The sequence below is a fragment of the Salinicola sp. 4072 genome (assembly GCF_036663415.1).
Taxonomy (GTDB): domain Bacteria; phylum Pseudomonadota; class Gammaproteobacteria; order Pseudomonadales; family Halomonadaceae; genus Salinicola; species Salinicola salarius_A.
This window is the reverse complement of sequence record NZ_JAXOVV010000023.1, coordinates 30,866-44,786: the sequence shown is the minus strand read 5'-3', so window position 1 is coordinate 44,786 and position 13,921 is coordinate 30,866. Positions and strand designations below refer to the sequence as shown.

The 13,921-nt window shown below is 62.9% G+C and carries 10 protein-coding genes and 2 pseudogenes; 2 read left to right on the top strand and 10 right to left on the bottom strand.

What is annotated here, in order from left to right:
- Nucleotides 1-79 precede the first annotated feature (79 nt).
- A complete protein-coding gene (locus R3F72_RS14680; RefSeq protein WP_332780020.1) occupies nucleotides 80-1,081 on the bottom strand; it encodes a glycosyltransferase family 2 protein in 1,002 nt (333 codons plus the stop codon).
- A complete protein-coding gene (locus tag R3F72_RS14675) occupies nucleotides 1,078-3,477 on the bottom strand; it encodes a mitochondrial fission ELM1 family protein (protein ID WP_332780019.1) in 2,400 nt (799 codons plus the stop codon). The genes R3F72_RS14680 and R3F72_RS14675 overlap by 4 nt, the downstream gene beginning before the upstream one ends.
- Nucleotides 3,478-3,622: 145 nt before the next feature.
- Here R3F72_RS14675 and R3F72_RS14670 point away from each other — a divergent pair, with 145 nt between their 5' ends.
- Nucleotides 3,623-4,924 (top strand): glycosyltransferase, encoded by a 1,302-nt coding sequence (locus tag R3F72_RS14670; protein WP_332780018.1) that lies wholly within the window; start codon nucleotides 3,623-3,625, stop codon nucleotides 4,922-4,924.
- Entirely contained in the window at nucleotides 4,921-5,301 is a 381-nt protein-coding gene (locus R3F72_RS14665) for a hypothetical protein (RefSeq protein WP_306298791.1), read from the top strand. The genes R3F72_RS14670 and R3F72_RS14665 overlap by 4 nt, the downstream gene beginning before the upstream one ends.
- On the opposite strand, the gene R3F72_RS14660 is transcribed toward R3F72_RS14665, so the two are convergent.
- The 8 genes and pseudogenes from R3F72_RS14660 to R3F72_RS14630 all read right to left on the bottom strand — a co-directional run bounded on the left by R3F72_RS14660 (nucleotide 5,223) and on the right by R3F72_RS14630 (nucleotide 13,912).
- The gene (locus R3F72_RS14660) at nucleotides 5,223-5,792 is read right to left on the bottom strand and encodes a glycosyltransferase (protein ID WP_332780037.1); all 570 of its coding nucleotides are present in this window, start codon (nucleotides 5,790-5,792) and stop codon (nucleotides 5,223-5,225) included. The two genes, R3F72_RS14665 and R3F72_RS14660, sit on opposite strands and share 79 nt — an antisense overlap.
- Nucleotides 5,793-5,873: 81 nt before the next feature.
- A pseudogene (locus R3F72_RS14655) lies at nucleotides 5,874-6,455 on the bottom strand (glycosyltransferase); the annotation flags it as partial.
- A gap of 219 nt (nucleotides 6,456-6,674) precedes the next feature.
- A pseudogene (locus R3F72_RS14650) lies at nucleotides 6,675-7,322 on the bottom strand (transposase); the annotation flags it as partial.
- Nucleotides 7,323-7,352: 30 nt separating this feature from the next.
- Nucleotides 7,353-7,838, bottom strand: coding sequence for a lipid A-modifier LpxR family protein (locus tag R3F72_RS14645; protein WP_204352983.1), 486 nt, complete (start codon nucleotides 7,836-7,838; stop codon nucleotides 7,353-7,355).
- Nucleotides 7,771-7,929 (bottom strand): lipid A-modifier LpxR family protein, encoded by a 159-nt coding sequence (locus R3F72_RS18655; RefSeq protein ID WP_373419400.1) that lies wholly within the window; start codon nucleotides 7,927-7,929, stop codon nucleotides 7,771-7,773. The genes R3F72_RS14645 and R3F72_RS18655 overlap by 68 nt, the downstream gene beginning before the upstream one ends.
- A gap of 455 nt (nucleotides 7,930-8,384) precedes the next feature.
- Nucleotides 8,385-9,209, bottom strand: a complete 825-nt coding sequence (locus R3F72_RS14640) for an SDR family NAD(P)-dependent oxidoreductase (RefSeq protein ID WP_087718483.1) — start codon at nucleotides 9,207-9,209, stop codon at nucleotides 8,385-8,387.
- Nucleotides 9,206-10,192, bottom strand: a complete 987-nt coding sequence (locus R3F72_RS14635; protein ID WP_087718484.1) for an aldo/keto reductase — start codon at nucleotides 10,190-10,192, stop codon at nucleotides 9,206-9,208. The genes R3F72_RS14640 and R3F72_RS14635 overlap by 4 nt, the downstream gene beginning before the upstream one ends.
- A 195-nt stretch (nucleotides 10,193-10,387) precedes the next feature.
- Nucleotides 10,388-13,912, bottom strand: a complete 3,525-nt coding sequence (locus R3F72_RS14630) for an SNF2-related protein (protein ID WP_179208853.1) — start codon at nucleotides 13,910-13,912, stop codon at nucleotides 10,388-10,390.
- Nucleotides 13,913-13,921 lie beyond the last annotated feature (9 nt).

Below are 13,921 nucleotides of genomic sequence, written 5' to 3'. Positions count from 1 at the left end.
ACATGTTCCTTCCTTCAATAATCACTGATGATCAATTTCTGTCTGCTGGCGAATCAGCCATGAACTTGAACGTGCGGCCTCAGGATGCCAGGCGGCGCAACAGCGTCGCGGGTAAGCGCCTGGCCAGCGGTGAGCGTATCAGGCGCAGATAGGCGGCGGACCCGAGCTGGCGGCGTGCATGCCAGCACAGGTCTATCCAGCGTTCGGTCATGACCCGTGTCAGCGCCTCGGGCACATGGCGTCGGCTACGCCGGTTGGCGGCGTCGAGCCGAGCCAGCCACTGATCGGCCCAGCCGAGATATTCTTCGTTCAGCGCCGCGCCGAGTTTCTTGGGTCGCGCCAGCGCATAGTGACGATCGAGATCTGCCTCGCTCGGGACGAGTCCCGTCTCGATGAGCGCCCGGCGACAGATTTCACGCTTGCGCTCACGGCCCAGCGCATCGGTCTGCTTGGTGAAGCGTCCGCTGTGTTCGCGTCCGCAGACCAGGATGTCAGCGAGGTTGGCCATCCGCTGCGTGCGCGACAGTCGCTGGTGCAACTCGTAGTCCTGACAGCGCGGAAAATCCTCCCTGTAGCCATGCTCGCGCAAAATAGCCGTGCGCGCCATGATCGTACGGTTGGTCAGTGCGCAGTAGAACGCCAGGCTGGCGGCGACGTCATCGGCGGCTAACGGCTGGCGCCGCACGCGCTTGAGATGCTGTCCCTGATCGTCCATGAAATCGCAGGCGCTGCCGACCTGCGCCAGCTCCGGATGGCGGTCCAGGGTCTCGACCTGGCGGGCGAGCCGATTCGGCCATGACTTGTCATCGCTATCGAGCAGGGCAATATATTCTCCACGCGCCAGCTCGAGGCCGCGGTTGCGGGTTGCCGGAATGCCCAGATTGCGCGCATTGCCCTCCACGCGCAGGCGTGGATCCCGGTAGCGGGATAGGACCTCGAGAGTGGCATCGGTCGAGCCGTCATCGACGATCAGCAGTTCGAAGTTCTCGAATGTCTGCGCCAGGATGCTGTCGACAGCCGTCGTGATGTAAAGCTGGCGGTTATGTACCGGAATAAAGACCGTGACGCGCGGCGTGCTCATCGGCGCTCCCGCCAGTAGTGCTCGCCGGCGCGCAAGCGAATGCTTTCTACCGTGGCCTGCACCTCGTCGGCAATTTCGAGGCGCTGCCGGCCTAGCGTCGCATCGTCCACTATACTGATATCGTCAAGCAGGTTGCGCATGGCAAGTACCTTGTGCAGGCGCTCGGTATTGCGCGGTGCGGTTATCAGACCTAAGCCGAATGCACGGTCGTACAGTCGGCCTTTCCAGTCCTGCTGGCGATGGGTGCCGCGGGTTCCGGTCGCCTGTGTGCGCCCGTGCATGAACGCCTCAAACCGATGCCCGAGACGACTCCATGATGTCGGCGGCAATGCGAGCGGAAAGACATGCACCGGTTTTTTGGTCCGAATGGCTTCGGCCTGCATCGATACGCTGTCGCCTGACACGACGAATGCGTCGCACAAGGCCAGATAGGCCCGGTAGGGGTTGTCTGCACCGTCTTCGTGGTGCCAGGCGTAGCGATAACTGGGAACATCGATGCCAGCGAAAAAGGCGTCCGCCGCGTCGGGTGGCGTGCGCGGGCTGGTGGTGATCAGCAGTGACCCTCCGCGAGCCTTGGCCAGGCGACAGGCGGCCTGAGCCATCGCACGGGCAACGGTGGCATCGAAGTGCTGCGTCTTCGTTGCGCCGCCGACCAGCACGCCGATACGGGGCCGGGGAAGATCGTCGAAGCGCGCTTGCCAATCCGCGGCGGCCTGATCGAGCGCCGCAGGGTCGGGCGCGTTGAGAGGCAGGAGGTTATGGATGACATTGTCCCGTGCCGGCAGGCCATACTGAGGCGTGGTGATGATCAGATCGAACCAGTCCAATGGCGCGCGCGGGCGGCCGAGGAAAATCAGCTGCGTGCATCCTCCTGACTGCTGCTTGACCCAGCGTGCTGCGCCGACACTGCGCCGGCCCGTGCTCAGGATCAGATCCGGCCAGGGGGGCTCGAGACGATCGGACTGGGTCAGATCGATGTTGGCAAGAGATGGGCGGCTGAACAGCGCGGGTCTTGGCGCAGACGGTTTGAAGTTCAGCCGTTTTTCCTCGCTGGGCCAGCCCAGTCGCTGTGCAAGTAGTGACAGCTGCGCATTGTCACCGTGATGCCGGCCCAGCAACAGCCATACCCGTGGAACGCGACCATGCCCCTGGCGTGCGCCGCTCAGTCCGGACTGGACGCACTCTCTCATGCCGGTTCCCGTGCGCTGGATATCAAGATGCCAGACGAGATCGGGATAGGCCCCGCTGATGCGGCGCAGCTGTTCGCGCCACCAGTGGGTACGGTAGAACGGCTGATCGTCGACGCGCCGGGGATCGGGGAGCTGAATGCCGACATAGAGTAAACGGCGGGCGCGCTGAGCCAATTCTCCCATGAACCAATGGATGTCTTCGGCGGGAAGATGTTCGAGCACCCCTGTGACGGCGACACCATCGAAGGCGGCATCCACCGCAGCGTCGCGCTCAGGATGCCAGAGCTGGCTCGCTTCCAGATTGAGCGGCGAGGGCGGCGCGGTCTGCCGAGCGGGCCGGCACCATAACAGCGAGGCGGCGTCGCACTCGCTTGCCAGCTGTGCGGCGCGGGGGCTGCTGCGCAATGCTTCATCGCTATCATCAGGCGTGTCGAGCGCTTGCAGCGCCTGCTCGAACCAGGGGCTTGGCGCCTGGCGGGAAAAGGGTCCGTAATACTGAGCATCCGCTTCCTGCTCCAGGCGGTGCCATAAATCGCCCAGCGCGTTGGGATGATAAGAGTAGATCCTCGGCGTCGGCTGCCAGGGCTGCTGGTGCAGCGCGGTATAGTGCAGCACATGGGTCCGGTTGTGTTCGTACTCCTCGTCGCGGGCGTTCCAGTGGCCGTCGAGTTCGCCCCACAGGCCGGGCTGTTCGGCCGGCGTGTCGGTCAGCGTCTTCTTGGCGGCCTGCCTGGCCTGATCGAGGTTCCACCACTGCGCCATGCGGGCGCAATCCATCACCATGACCGACGTGTCCTTGGCCGAGATGGCAAGATAGCCATGTTCGGCCATCGGCAGGTCGAACAGCACGGCGGGATCGGTGAAGTAGATCTGGTCGACGTCGTTATAGATGGCGCGCCCTTCGCGGCCGGCGAAATCGGGAATCGCGAAGCGGTAATTGGTGAAGCCGGTGCGCCATGTCGACTGATCGAAACCGGCGATATCCTTCATCAGGTAGATGCGGTATTCCCGTGCAGGATCGCGTACGCGTTCGACCGAATAGAAGAATATGCGCTGGGCTCTTACCTGGGCTTTCTCGGTGCCCAGGAAAATGCGCACCGGAGGACGCGGCGAGGGTGCTGAGGTCAACGCCGGCAGTATCACGCAGTGGGGCTGATGCGAGGTATCGGCGCGCTCGACTCGAATCGGTCGGGCGGCGATGGTCAAGGTCTCCTCGTTGAGACATGAAGCATTGCTTGTCAACGGAAAATCCCCTTCATTAAGCGCGCCTAAAGCGGTTTGTTGGCATGCTACACTACGATAAATCAAAAAGCAGCGTTGGCGCCGATTCGACCATGAGCCCGGTTTTTGCGTGACACAACAACTCCCCAGGATTGCCCTGCTATTGCCTTCGCTTGCTGCCGGTGGCGTAGGCCGTTCGATACTTCATCTGGCTGAAGCGTTTTGCGCTGCCGGCCATCCGGTGGATCTGGTGCTGTGTCGTGCCGAAGGCCCTTATCTATCGGCGATACCGGCAGGCGTCAACATCGTGACGCTCCAGCCACGGAGCGATCTAGTCACACGGCTGGAGCTCGTTCGCATGGACCCCGCCGGCCTCACTGCATTGGCGCGCCCGGTGCTGCTGACGCGGCATCCGGCGCCCGTCCAGCCCTATCTGGCCGATCTGGCTCGTTATCTGGCCAGCGTGCGCCCGGCGGCGCTGCTCGCCGCCAAGACGCCCACCAATCTGCTGGCGCTGTGGGCTCGGCGCTTGAGCGGCGCGCCCACCCGTGTCGTCATCAGCGAGCGTACTCAGCTTTCTCGGTCCATCATGCTCAGCCGCAAGTGGCGCTGGCGTCATATTGCGCCGCTGATCGCACGCACCTACCCACGGGCCGATGCGATCACTGCGGTTTCCGATGGTGTCGCCGATGATCTGGCGATTACCGCCGGGCTGCCGCGCGGCGCCATCGATACCGTCTACAATCCAGTGGTCACGCCGGGGTTGGCGGTCCGTGCCGCCGCGCCGGCACCGCATCCGTGGCTGGAGGATGATGGATCACCGGTCATTGTGGCGGCGGGGCGACTGGTGCCACAGAAGAACTTTACGTTGCTGCTGAACGCCTTCGCCCGGCTGCGTGAACAGCGTGCGGTGCGGTTGATAATCCTGGGCGAGGGGCCCGAGCGGCCCCGGCTTGAAACGCTGACCCATACGCTGGGAGTAAGTGGCGATGTGGCACTGCCCGGCTTCGTGGACAACCCCTATGCGGCCTTTTCCCGGGCGGCGCTGTTCGTGCTCTCTTCCGATTACGAAGGGCTAGGCAATGTCTTGATCGAGGCGCTGGCCTGCGGCTGCCCTGTGGTGAGCACGGACTGCCCCAGCGGTCCGACGGAAATCTTGCAGGGCGGGCGCTTTGGCGAACTGGTGCCGGTAGATGACATCGAGGCGCTGACCGCGGCCATGACGCGCACGCTCGATGCGCCGCTGCCGACGGATATGCTGCGCCGCCGCGGCGCCGCTTTTAGCCTGCAGCGCAGCGCCGGACGCTACCTCGATCTATTGTTGCCGGGGCGTTCAGGTTCAGCGTATGCCGCAGGTGGTCCGCACACCGGAATAGCCTCAGCCTCTATGAACAACTCGAATTCGGTTCACCACGGACGTGACAACCTATGAAACTTAGCGACAACACCTCTGGCTTTTTGCGAGGAAAATGTTTTTCCAACGATCTGGTTGCGACGTTCGACCTGGAACCGGCAGATTACGAGTATCGATCGCGTTTCGATGTGCTCACCGAACGGGTGGCCGACAAGCAAGTCATTCACGTGGGATGTGTTGATCACGGCTCGGCCGGCATCCGTAAGAAAATGCAGCGCGGCAGATGGCTGCACCAGGCGCTCGACCAAGCGGCCACACGCTGTTTCGGCGTGGATATAGATGCAGAAGGTATCCACTACATGCGCGAGACGCTGGGCTACAGTGACGTGGCTGCGGCGAACATCTTGGCCTTTGGCGGGAGCTCTTTCGGGCCAGTGTGCAGGAGTTGCAGATAATGTTGTGCCGAACGGTCAACGCTGAACGCGCTGGCCCGTGAGCGCATGTACTCCGCCGGTTGCGGTGTATCCAGCTGTCTGATCATGGCATCTGCCAGTGCTTCTACATCGCCTACCGGAACCAGTGGACCATATTGGCCGCCAGCAAGGATTTCGTTGGGGCCATGGGGGCAGTCGGTACTGACCACCGGGCATCCACAGGCCATGGCTTGGATCAGTACGTTGGGCAGACCTTCATGGATCGAGGAAAGCACGAAGAGATTGGCTCGACTCATCCAGACGTAGGGATCTTGTATCCATCCCGGTAAAAGTACAGATTCGCTAACCCCCAAGCTTCGTGCTTCACGTTCGATTTCTGCCCGCTGCTCACCTTCACCGATAATGATTAATCGTGCACTACGCCGCTCACCGACATGGGCAAAGGCCCGCAACAAGGTCATAAAATCCTTCTGCGCCACCAGTCTGCCGGCACCGAGAATCACCGGGATCATCCGTTCGTCATCCAGCCATGGATGAGGTGATGGCATCCGGTGGACAGTGGCAAATAACGATTCATCGTAGATCGGATTGTAGATGGTCTGAACGAGGTCGGAGGGGAGTCGCGCATGGTGCACGAGCTCCTCGCTGATAGCCTGGCTGACCCCGACCACGGCATGAGCGCGTTGATAGGTCTGATGGACTAGGGGCTTCAAGAGGCGTTGTCTGCGCCATGAGCGGCCAAGTTTGAGTCATTCGGAGAAGGCGTTGCGTTCGCTTAGTACTATGCGAATGGAGCGGCCTACCCAGCGCTGCGCCCATATAGCCAAGATATTGGAATAAGTATTGAACACCAGCAATGAGTGAATCGGGGTGCGCTCAAGATATTCACCAAGCGCTGGTAAATAAGGCATCAGTCGTTTAAATCTTGGCGCCGGCAGGAGAAGCGGTGGAAGAGTAGTGAAAAGCGTCCGCCATTCATTACGCATTATCTGCCAGTAGGCCCTTGATCTCGTAGAGGGTATAAGCTCTACCAGCTTTACGTTCTCAGGAATATGGGAACGATAGGGGCCACTGGTATCGGTGACGATCAGCTCTACGGTATGGCCGCGCTCACTGAAAGCCCTGGCCAATGTCAGCGCTACCCGCTCTCCGCCTCCTGCATCGAGTGAAGGCATGAATATCGCGATGCGCTCCTGCCCCGTATTCTGGCTGGACATATGATGCGAGGAGGGTGGAGTAGGGATTGTCATGGCGTCATTCCATGCTCAACGTGAATCGATGGATGATCGGGCAACAGAATCTCAAGAAATTCATTGGCGCTGCGTTCTAAGCTGAACATATTAGCACGCTGCATCAACAATTGGGATGGCAGAGGAGCTGCAAGCGTATCCAGCATGGGCACTGTCCAGGCGCAACAGGATCGGCGAAGCGGTGAGCGTTCGGGCACGAGGCAACACGCGCTTGAGCGTTTCCAGAAAGCCGTTATTGGCGTGCTGGCTACCGGGGCGTAACTCACAACCCATACACCAGCCTTCCTGGCCCAGGTACGCGGCAATGGGCGCATAGCCGTTGTAGCCCTTGTCGGTGTAGCTGACACCTTCCTGGCTCGTCTGGCTGTTGTCCATGGGGAAGCCATCGATATCCAGAGCCACATGGCCCATGCCCCGCGGGGAAACCGGAGCTTGCACGGACTTCAAAAACTCGGAACTGGCATCGTCCAGCAAGGGTGTCAGCGCCTTGGCATCTTCATCAAAGCGTTGCCGCAACCGGGCCGACGACGGCGACTGCTTGATGCCCATGGCGGACTTGAAGAACGGATCGATCCGCACTGGCTCCGCCGCCTCGAAGTCGCTTTTGCCCAGCGTGATCAGGCCCAGATAGGTCCGGATCAGCTCGATGTTCGGAATGCCGTGGCGTTTAACCACGGTTCGCGCGGTTTGGGTCAATGACGTGTGCCGGTTCAGGCAGTGGCCCACCAGGGCCAGTCCGCCATGGGGTGTGTAGACTTCGGTCTTGGATTGCTGGAGAGTGAAGGTGCGCATGGGCCAATGCACTGACTGGGTGAATGGATGTCAGGTGCTGTTATACCGTCCGAAGCCTTGTCGTTGCAGGCTTGAGCGGCAATTCGAGCCGTGCGAAGTCACGGATTCAGGAAGTTGGTTATCCCGGCCCTTTGGATCGTCCGTGGCAATCCACTTGTGGAATTCTCTCTGTAGCTTCCCTGCTCCGGAAGCCGGCCCTACAATGCCAACATCGACGTGTAGGCTTTCTGCCAGTCGCCATCTGTCATGCTGGTGATTGTTCAAAAGCGAGACTCCGCCAATGAGCAGGCCGGCATAGGGGCGATCATCTTTGATGAGCGCTTCGACCTCGATATCTTCCGCTGTATAAACCTGTTGCCCTAATCGGTAAGCCACAACCTCCAGGCTGCTTGCCGGCCATCCCGGAAGCGCCTCTGCGAAATGTCGGGCCCAGTGCCCGTCAACAGGTTCAAAAAAAAGCCCAGACTGCCTCGATGCCGTTGGTGTAGTGGCGATCGCCACCAGCAGAGAATGCATCGTTTTCCACTTTCAGAGAGAGCAGGCCCTCAGCGGAAACCGTTGTGGCGAGAGCGCCGAGCAATAGACCCCAGCACCATTGAGTCGTCATATATTCGAGCCTCACTATAGAATGTCTGGCCAAGGACCGGTTGGGCCTGCCAAGTTAGGTGCCCCTGGCCTCAAGGAAGAGGGCTCCTTCCGGCACTTCCACCTGGGGCAAACGGGGGCGACCTAGGGGCTGTTGACGTTTCAGCGCGAACCGCGTTGCTGCGCCAAATGGCGCCAGGCCAGGCGCGGGATGCAGAAAAGGGTGGTTCCCTTTTCCAATCCCGCAACGCCGCATGGCGCCATTTGCCGCGCAACCCGAAGGGCCGGGCCAGTTTTTGCACAGTGCTGCGTTATTCGTCGCTCATTTGGAATGACCACAAAAACGCCTGGAGCGTTTTTGCGCGTCAGCCCCGAAGGGGTGAAGTACAGGGATGTACTGAACAAATCACACTCCTCACGCCTTGCCCCGCACAAAAACTGGCTCCGGCGCGGCCGTGCATGAAACGTCAACAGCCCCTAACGATCAGTGTGCCCCCAGCCGGCATCTCCGAACGCCGCCGCCGGATCGTCGTCACGCCAGCACTTGGCCAGTAAGCGCTGACCGTTGATATGGTCGGCTGCCGGGGAAGCCAGCCACAGCAGCGGCGCGACCACGACTTGCGGGTCGAGCAGCTGTGCACGGAAGTGTTCATCCAGGTCCTGCGGAATCATGCCGGTCAGCGTCGCGCCGCCCGGCAGCAGCGCATTAACGGTGACGCCGGTGCCCTCGAGATCATGTGCCCAGATCACGGTCTCCGATTCCAGCGCCGCCTTCGATGGTCCATACGGCGAAAAGCCCCGTCGCCGCATGGTTTCGTGGTTCATCGACATATTGACGATGCGGCCCCAACCGGCGGCACGCATATGCGGTACCGCTGCGCGCGCCATTAGGAAGGGCCCGTTGACGTTGGTCTCTATAACCATGCGCCAAGTCTCGGGAGTCACCTCCCAGAAGTGAGTGGGCTCGGTGAGAAAACGCTCGCTGACGTACTTCATGCCGCGGCCGGCATTGTTGACCAGGATGTCCAGCCTCTGCCAGCGCTCCAGCGCGCTGGCCACCACCCGCTCACAATCGGCCTCTTGGGTAACATCTGCGACCAGCGGCAGGACGCGCTCCTCGCCGCATTCGGCGCATGCCTCGACCGCCACCTGCTCGATCTCCGCCGATTCACGTGCCGCAGTGGCAACCACTCGTACCCCGGCTCGAGCTAGGCCGAGCGTCATTGCCCGACCCAGGCCGCGTCCGCCGCCGGTAACGATTGCCACGCGGCCATCGAGCGCAGCATCAGTCACGCCACTCATTTGTTCAACGCCTGCATCTGAGAGGCATCGTAGCGCTCGCCGGCAGCCGCACCCGGCGGCAGTATGCGGTCGATGCGTGCAAGATCCTCGGGGCTGAGCTGCACGTCCAGCGCCTTGATGTTTTCCTCGAGGCGCTCGCGCCGCTTGGTGCCGGGGATAGGCACGATGTCGTCTCCCTGCGCCAGCACCCAGGCCAGCGCCAGCTGCGCCGGGCTGCAAGCCTTCTCGGCCGCCATACGCTCGACCTCGGCAACCAGGTCCAGGTTCTTCCGGAAGTTCTCACCCTGGAAGCGCGGCGAGTGACGGCGAAAGTCATCCTCCGGCAGGTCCTCGAACCGCTTGATCTGCCCGGTCAAAAAGCCCCGTCCCAACGGGCTGTAGGCGACATAGCCGATGCCCAGCTCGCGCACCGTCGGCAGGACCCGGTCCTCCACGTCGCGGCTCCACAGCGAATACTCGGTCTGCAGCGCGCTGATCGGATGCACGGCATGCGCACGGCTCAGGGTCTCCGGGGCCGCTTCCGACATGCCCAGGTAGCGTACCTTGCCGGCCTTGACCAGTTCGGCCATGGCACCGATCGTTTCCTCGATCGGCACGTTGGGATCCACGCGGTGCTGGTAGTAGAGATCGATATGATCCACCCCCAAGCGCTTGAGCGAGGCATCGCAGGCCTGCCGCACGTAGTCGGCATCACCGCGGATACCGAGAAACTCGCCATTCTCGCCGCGTACGTTGGCGAACTTCGTGGCCAGCACGACCTGATCGCGGCGATCCCGTATCGCCCTGCCCACCAACTGCTCGTTGGTGAACGGGCCGTACATGTCGGCCGTGTCCAGCAGGCTGATGCCGAGGTCGAGCGCGCGGTGGATAGTGGCGATCGACTCGGCCTCATCCCTGTGCCCGTAGAACTCGGACATGCCCATGCAGCCCAGGCCCAGCGCGGAAACTTCGAGCCCCTCAGATCCCAGCTTTCGCGTCTTCATGAATGACTCCTCTCTCCGGTGCCTTCAAAAAGGCTACTTCTGTTTTCAAGCAGCTCTGTCATGCCTGAATCAGTGACTCCGCTCTCAATATACCCGCCAGAGCACCAGTTCGGCCAGACAATACGGGCAGATCAGAGCTGACGATGGCCTTGCCAACGGTCATGTTTTTTCTGTCGGACTCGGTTTCCGCCCGCCTCACAGGCTCACCAGCTCGCGCAACTCGGCGTCGGAGAACTCGGTGATCCACCGCTCGCCGTCGGCCACGGTGAGCTCGGCGAGTTCCTTCTTGGCCTGGATCATGGCGTCGATGCGTTCCTCGAAGGTGTTCTCGGTGATCAGGCGGTGTACCGTGACGTTGCGGCGCTGGCCGATGCGGTAGGCGCGGTCGGTGGCCTGCTGCTCTACCGCCGGGTTCCACCACAGATCGTAGTGAATGACCTGGCTGGCGGCGGTCAGGTTGAGCCCGGTGCCGCCGGCCTTGAGCGAGATCACCAGGGCGCGCTGGCCGCGGCCGTGCTGGAAGGCGGCGACCATGTCGTCGCGCTGCTTGCGGGTGCGCCCGCCGCGCAGAAAAGGCACCTCGATACCGAAGGCATTGCGCAGTGCCGCGACGAGCAGCTCGCCCATGTCGGTGTATTGAGTGAAGATCAGGGCCTTCTCGTCCGCCGCCTCGACCTCGCGCATGATGTCGACGAACGCCGCCAGCTTGCCGGAGGCCTCGATGTCGACCTGCCTCCGGCCCAGGTACTGGTCCGGGCTGTTGCAGATCTGCTTGAGAGCATTGAGCAGCTTGAAGATAAGCCCGCGGCGCGCGACGCTCTCCTCGCTGTTGGCCAACTCGTCCATGATCGTGTCGACGGTGTTCTGGTAGAGCGCAGCCTGGCGGGCGGTGAGCGCACAGTAACGGTTGGCCTCGATCTTATCGGGCAGGTCGGCGATGATCGACTTGTCGCTTTTCAAACGGCGCAGGATGAACGGCGCGGTGATGGCGCGGAATGTTTTCAGCGCGGCCTGGTCGCGCTCGCGCTCGATGGGTGTGGCGAGCGCCTCGGCGAAGCGTTTCTGGCTGCGCAAATAGCCGGGATTGATGAAGTCGAACACGCTCCAGTACTCGCGCAGCCGGTTCTCCACCGGCGTGCCGGACAGCGCGATCCTGATATCGGCTTTCAGGCGCTTGACCGTCTTGGTCTGGGCGGCTGCGGGATTCTTGATGGCCTGTGCCTCGTCGATTACCAGCGCGCCCCAGCGCGGCTTGGTCAGGGTTTTCGCGTCGCTGCGCACCAGGCCGTAGCTGGTCAGTACCACGTCGTGGGCGTCGGGATCGAGCTTGCGCTGCGTTCCGTGAAACACCTGTACCGTCAGCGCCGGCGCGAAGCGCTCGATCTCGCGGCGCCAGTTGGTCAACAGCGTCGTCGGCGCCACGATCAGTGCACAGGATCCGTTCAGCCGGCCCTGGGCCTTGAGATGGGCGAGCAGCGTGATCACCTGCAGCGTCTTGCCCAGGCCCATGTCGTCGGCCAGCAGCGAACCGAACCCCAGCCGGGCGTTGCCGGCCAGCCAGGCGAAGCCGCGCTGCTGGTACGGCCGCAGCTGGGCCTTGAGCGTCTCCGGTATCGCTGGCGGCGCCTCGGGCCGGATCAGCTGGTCGAACAGCGCCCGTGCGTCGTCCCGCAGGGCCACTTCGCCGCCGTCGAGCTCGCCGGCCAGCCCCGCCTGCAGCAATTCGGCGCGTGAGAGCTCGGCCGGCGGCGTGGCCAGCTTGTCGAGCAGTTGGCGTACCTCGCGTTCGTCGACCAGGACGTACTGATCCAGCACCCGCACCAACCCCGAGGCGTTGTCGACCAGACGCCGGAACGCATCGACCGGGATACGCTGATCGCCGATCGCCACCTGCCAATCGAAGTCCAGCAGCCGCTCGAGATTGAGATAGGACACCGGTGCCGCGTCGCCCGAGCGCGACAACGACAGGCTCGCCTGCGGCCGCGCCAGGTTGTGCAGCGCCTTGGGCAGGATCACGCCGATGCCGAGCATGCGCAGCGCCGGCAACACCTCGCGCAGGATGGGGGTGAAGGCATCCAGGGCGTAGACAAGCTCATGATTGGCCCTGCCCGCATCAGCGTGGCCATACAGGCGCTCTACATCCGGAAAATAATCGGCGAGCACCGCCAGATCGGCGAGCACCGCCGCCTTGGCCTGGCCGCCCTCGGCCCGGACGAGCCAGTCGGCGACGGGCTCGAAACCGTCGTCGCACTCGATGCTCAGCGCGACACTCAAGGCGTCGCCGCCACGCTCGCCGACCATCAGATGCAGCCGGTGCGCACGCTCGCCGAGGGTGAGCCGGCGCAGCCAATGGGCGATGAGCTGCGGTGTCTGCTGTGTTTCGAAGCGCTTGAAGTGCAGCGGCCGGCCGGCGAAGAACAGCCGCTTGACGGCATCATCGCCGTGCGCCTCTGCGGTGTTCTCGAAGCCCCTGCGCATGAACAGTCCCAGCAGCAGATGCAGCGCGGCCATGAGCTGCGTCGGCGCGTCGCCATGGGCATACTCGCGCCGCCCGCTTGTGATGCGAAGCTGCACGAGATCCGACGGACATAGCTCACACAGCCGCGCGAACAGGGCGTCGACGCTGGCGTCCAGCCGCGCCGGGCGCCACTGAATCAGCGTCTCGCCAGCATTGTTCTCGCCCGCCCAGGGCACGTAAGCACCCTGCTCGAGGAGCTTGAGCGCGAAGCGCAGCAGCACGCGCCACAGCAGCACGCTATGCGCCAGCCGCGGCTCGCGTTCGGCGGGCAGCGCATGCAGGCCGGCCAGGTAAGCCGCGAACGGATCGGCGTCATCTTGCTTGTGGCCCGCCGTGAACAGTCGCTTGCCATCGCCGCGCAGTTCGACGAGGGTCCCGCTGTCATCGATGACCGCGGTCAAGTCCACGATCTGCTCGGCCTCGAACCAGGGCGTATCGGCGCCTTTGTCGAAGGCGCGGGCGGCGCGGCGCGCGCGCTGATACTGGGTCGCCAGAATCGCGCGGAAATCCTTGGCATGGAACAGTGGCTGGGCGGACAGGATGGTGAAGATACGCGATTCGAGTGCCGGCACGCGGGAGAGGTCGATGCCGGTGAAGGCGTCGCTGTCCGGTGGCTCGGAACCGGCGATGGTGGATGCCTCGGACCAGCCCGCCGAAACCGCCGGCAGGGTCGCCAGCGCCGCCGGCCGGACTCCAGCGCGCGCCGCCAGCGCCCTGGGCAGATCCAGGCCGTGGAGCGCGAACACCAGGAAGGGGTCCTTGTCGATCTCGTTGGCGATCAGATAGATCACCGCCGCAATATGCTTGCAGGGCAGCGCGACATCGGGACAGGAGCAGCGCGCGGTCATGTCCTGCCAACTGCCCGGAAACAGCCGTATCCCGCGCTCTTCGAGCAGCGTCAGCACCGGCGCGGGGAGCTGGCGATTGAGCAGGCGCGAAAGCAATACCGGGCTGCTTTCCACCACCTCCAGTACGAACTGTCGCTGTGACTCGGAATATGACGTCAGCGCTACCTCGACCCGGTACGGCGAAGGCCGGCTACCCTTTACGTGCGCGGTGACCGCCGTATCGTCGATCGCAATCGAACGCACCGAGCCATTGCCCGCGTAGCGCCGGCCCCGAGGCAAGCGGTTGCTGAAATCGATGTCGTCGAGAGCGGCCAGCCACTGCTGGCCCCACCAGGTGCGTCCGAAATGCATCATCTTCCGTCC